This is a genomic window from Sphaerospermopsis reniformis, assembly GCF_005402885.1.
Taxonomy (GTDB): Bacteria; Cyanobacteriota; Cyanobacteriia; order Cyanobacteriales; family Nostocaceae; genus Sphaerospermopsis; species Sphaerospermopsis kisseleviana.
This window is the reverse complement of the sequence record NZ_BJCE01000404.1, coordinates 1-2,709: the sequence shown is the minus strand read 5'-3', so window position 1 is coordinate 2,709 and position 2,709 is coordinate 1. Positions and strand designations below refer to the sequence as shown.

Here is a 2,709-nt window from a genome sequence, read left to right as displayed (position 1 = left end):
ACCTTTTCGCTTTTTTTGATTGTTCCTACAGGTGTTAATAATTCCTCTAGGTATTCTTTAGCAAATTGATCGTGAGTTTGTCGAGTCATTTGATGATATTGAAAATCACATTTTTCCAAAAATCACACTAAACATGAAAAATATTGTATAATAATCATGTTACTATAAAAGTATACTTTTAATAGTAGTTAACGACAAGAAGTAAAACAAATATTACAATCAATCGAATGACTGGGATCTGTTGTTGAATATTTAAACCGCATAAACTTTAATCATTAGCAATAGATTGATTTAGTTCTTCCATGAGGATTTTTCCAGCACCGAAGCTGTTATCAGGAGTTGCTAGGTAATATGTTTTGAATGGTTCTAAGGGAGAAATATCTTCTGTAGAGTCTAACTCTTCTGCAAGAATGCGAATTAATTTGAGTTTTTCGGATGCTGAAAGTTGTTGAATTGATGGTAGTAATTCGGTTAGTGTCATATTTTGCTTGTGGTAAGAGTTATCTTATTGTATTGTAGCTGGTTTATCGAAAAGCGATACATTTAGTATGATTGGCGATCGCTCTCCTCAAAATTACCCGTCTCACTAGAAGGAATTGGGGAGCATCCCAAATATGTAAATTTATTTTTATCTAAGGTCAAAATGATCCAAGGCCTTGATATGATTGAACCGCAAAGGGCGCAAAGGACACAAAGTTAAGAGGCTATACATTTTGTGTGATTGGCGATCGCACTATGGTAAGCTATTGATAAAATATTTATTGTTATTCTAACTGTTTCAATAGCTGAGATACTAACAACACAGGTATGACTGAATTAGAAAACCCTTTACTATCACGAGTAACAATTGCATCTAAACCTTGATCAACTGCACAGTAAATTTGAACTGCATCCTCAAAGTCTGTTAACCCAGATGTAAAAGCTGCTTCTAAAATAGCCCGGTTAACAGGAGAAATAACCATAATATCTAATATGTTTGAAATCGCTTGTCTAGCAAGTTGAAGACTTTGGGTTTGTCTACGAGCAATGTAGAAAATATCTGTTAGTGTTGTTGCAGTGACATATCCGATTAATTGCCCAGAAGCAATTGCTTGAAATAGCATTTCTGCATCTTGTAAAAACGGCTCTCTTTCTAAGAAGTAATCTAGAATAATGTTAGTATCAATGAGAATTTTCACTACAGATACTTCTCCTCTTTATGTTCTGCTAACATTGCTTTAACTTGTTCATCAGTTGGTGCTGGTTGATTGGTTTTTAGTAAACCTTTCATTTGTTTGATAATGCGAGTTTTTTCTGACTGTTGGTTAGGTTGATTTTGCAAGGATTCGATAATTGCGCGAACGAGTTCTAGGCGATCGCTCTCCGATAATTTACAGGCTTTATCTTTCAGTTCTTGTAGGTACATAGAAGTTATTTTAATAATATTACTTGATTGTATTTTATCTCAGAATCACCGCATCTTCGCAACATCTCTCATACAAATTCTGCAAAATACTGAGAAAGATTTATCGTAGGGATTTAGCATTGCTAAACCCTTACCCACCGTGCATTCTCATCATCAATATGGCATTGTATTATTAAAGTATGAATTGTGTTTCGCGCAAAGACGCAAAGGAGCAAAGACGCAAAGGAGGAATGGGATAAATATTAATTTTTACATAAGGCGTTCATATTAACGGAATGGGATGAAGACGAAGAAGAACCCGTAGCATAAGCCAATGCCGATATAAATGATGTAGAATCCCCAATAGCCGCTTCTATTTGTGATTCGGAAAGATTGATACTTGGTCTAGCGTATGCAATTCTTAATTCATAATTCCCACCAGAAGTAGCAGAAGAAATATATAAATTCCTATTTGTTGTTTTAGAAGTTTGTTGACTAAAATACCAGGCTTCAAGAATTGATTTTGGTAGAACAGAGCTTGCTGATAGAAGAATAGCACCAGTTTTTTTATCAACCATTTGTGTAGTAAGTTGTGGCATAAAATTAGAATAGTCCGAGTTGGGAGTAGTAAGTTCAAAAAAGACAATATTTCCAGGATCAGTCTTGAAGCTATATGAATCATATCTTGACGCAGAATTATGAAGAGTTCCCGGCGGAGCAATCTTATCATTTGCATCAATACTACCCTGAATAGTCTCACATCTAATAGGAAAAAGATTCTCACCCGGAACTAAAATGACTTTATTCTTTGTTTCCGCAAAAGAAGGTAATGCAGTCAGAAGAACCAGCGCACATCCTTGGGATATCAATTGATAAATTTTCATGATTTTTTATCCAGTTTTATCAAGATTCTACATTAATTTTGATTCAAAAAACATCGTTACTTATTTAACTTTTGTAACGATGTTTAGCGTTATATCAAAAAAAATCCCTTAACAACTATATCCTATTCTTCCCTATTCCGCAATCTTTCTAACAACTCCTCACGGGATAAACTACCCAAAGACAAAAGCAACTGAGTGCGTTCAGCAATAGGAAACTTAGCAATCTTTTTCACCGCACCAGATAACTCAGCATCTAAACTACCAAACCGCCCTTCCAACAAAGAAGTTATCAATAAAAGTTGTCCTTCCTGTCTTCCTTCCTGTCTTCCTTCCTGTCTTCCTTCTTGCTTTGCTTCTTGTCTCCATTCTTCCCGTTGTTGTAAATAAGCTGGTGATAAGTTCATAATCTCTTCCTCCTCTTCTCTACTTAAATTATCTCTC

At 35.0% G+C, this 2,709-nt stretch carries 5 protein-coding genes; all 5 read right to left on the bottom strand.

The genetic code is table 11. The features are described 5' to 3' along the window. Window positions 1-268: 268 nt before the first annotated feature. Entirely contained in the window at window positions 269-481 is a 213-nt protein-coding gene (locus FFR48_RS26970) for a hypothetical protein (RefSeq protein WP_096571964.1), read from the bottom strand. Window positions 482-764: 283 nt separating this feature from the next. Then, window positions 765-1,178, bottom strand: a complete 414-nt coding sequence (locus FFR48_RS26965; protein ID WP_137669473.1) for a PIN domain-containing protein — start codon at window positions 1,176-1,178, stop codon at window positions 765-767. Further along, complete coding sequence (locus FFR48_RS26960) at window positions 1,178-1,405, bottom strand: hypothetical protein (RefSeq protein WP_137669472.1); 228 nt, start codon at window positions 1,403-1,405, stop codon at window positions 1,178-1,180. The genes FFR48_RS26965 and FFR48_RS26960 overlap by 1 nt, the downstream gene beginning before the upstream one ends. A gap of 242 nt (window positions 1,406-1,647) precedes the next feature. Beyond that, entirely contained in the window at window positions 1,648-2,268 is a 621-nt protein-coding gene (locus tag FFR48_RS26955; protein ID WP_137669471.1) for a hypothetical protein, read from the bottom strand. A gap of 122 nt (window positions 2,269-2,390) precedes the next feature. Then, window positions 2,391-2,709, bottom strand: a 319-nt coding sequence (locus tag FFR48_RS26950) for a DUF4351 domain-containing protein (protein WP_137669470.1), incomplete at its 5' end; no start/stop codon positions are given.

Excerpts from the sequence above, each read along its gene's own strand:
- FFR48_RS26970 (WP_096571964.1), bottom strand. The coding sequence starts at position 481 with ATGACACTAACCGAATTACTACCATCAATTCAACAACTTTCAGCATCC.
- FFR48_RS26960 (WP_137669472.1), bottom strand. The coding sequence starts at position 1,405 with ATGTACCTACAAGAACTGAAAGATAAAGCCTGTAAATTATCGGAGAGC.
- FFR48_RS26955 (WP_137669471.1), bottom strand. The coding sequence starts at position 2,268 with ATGAAAATTTATCAATTGATATCCCAAGGATGTGCGCTGGTTCTTCTG.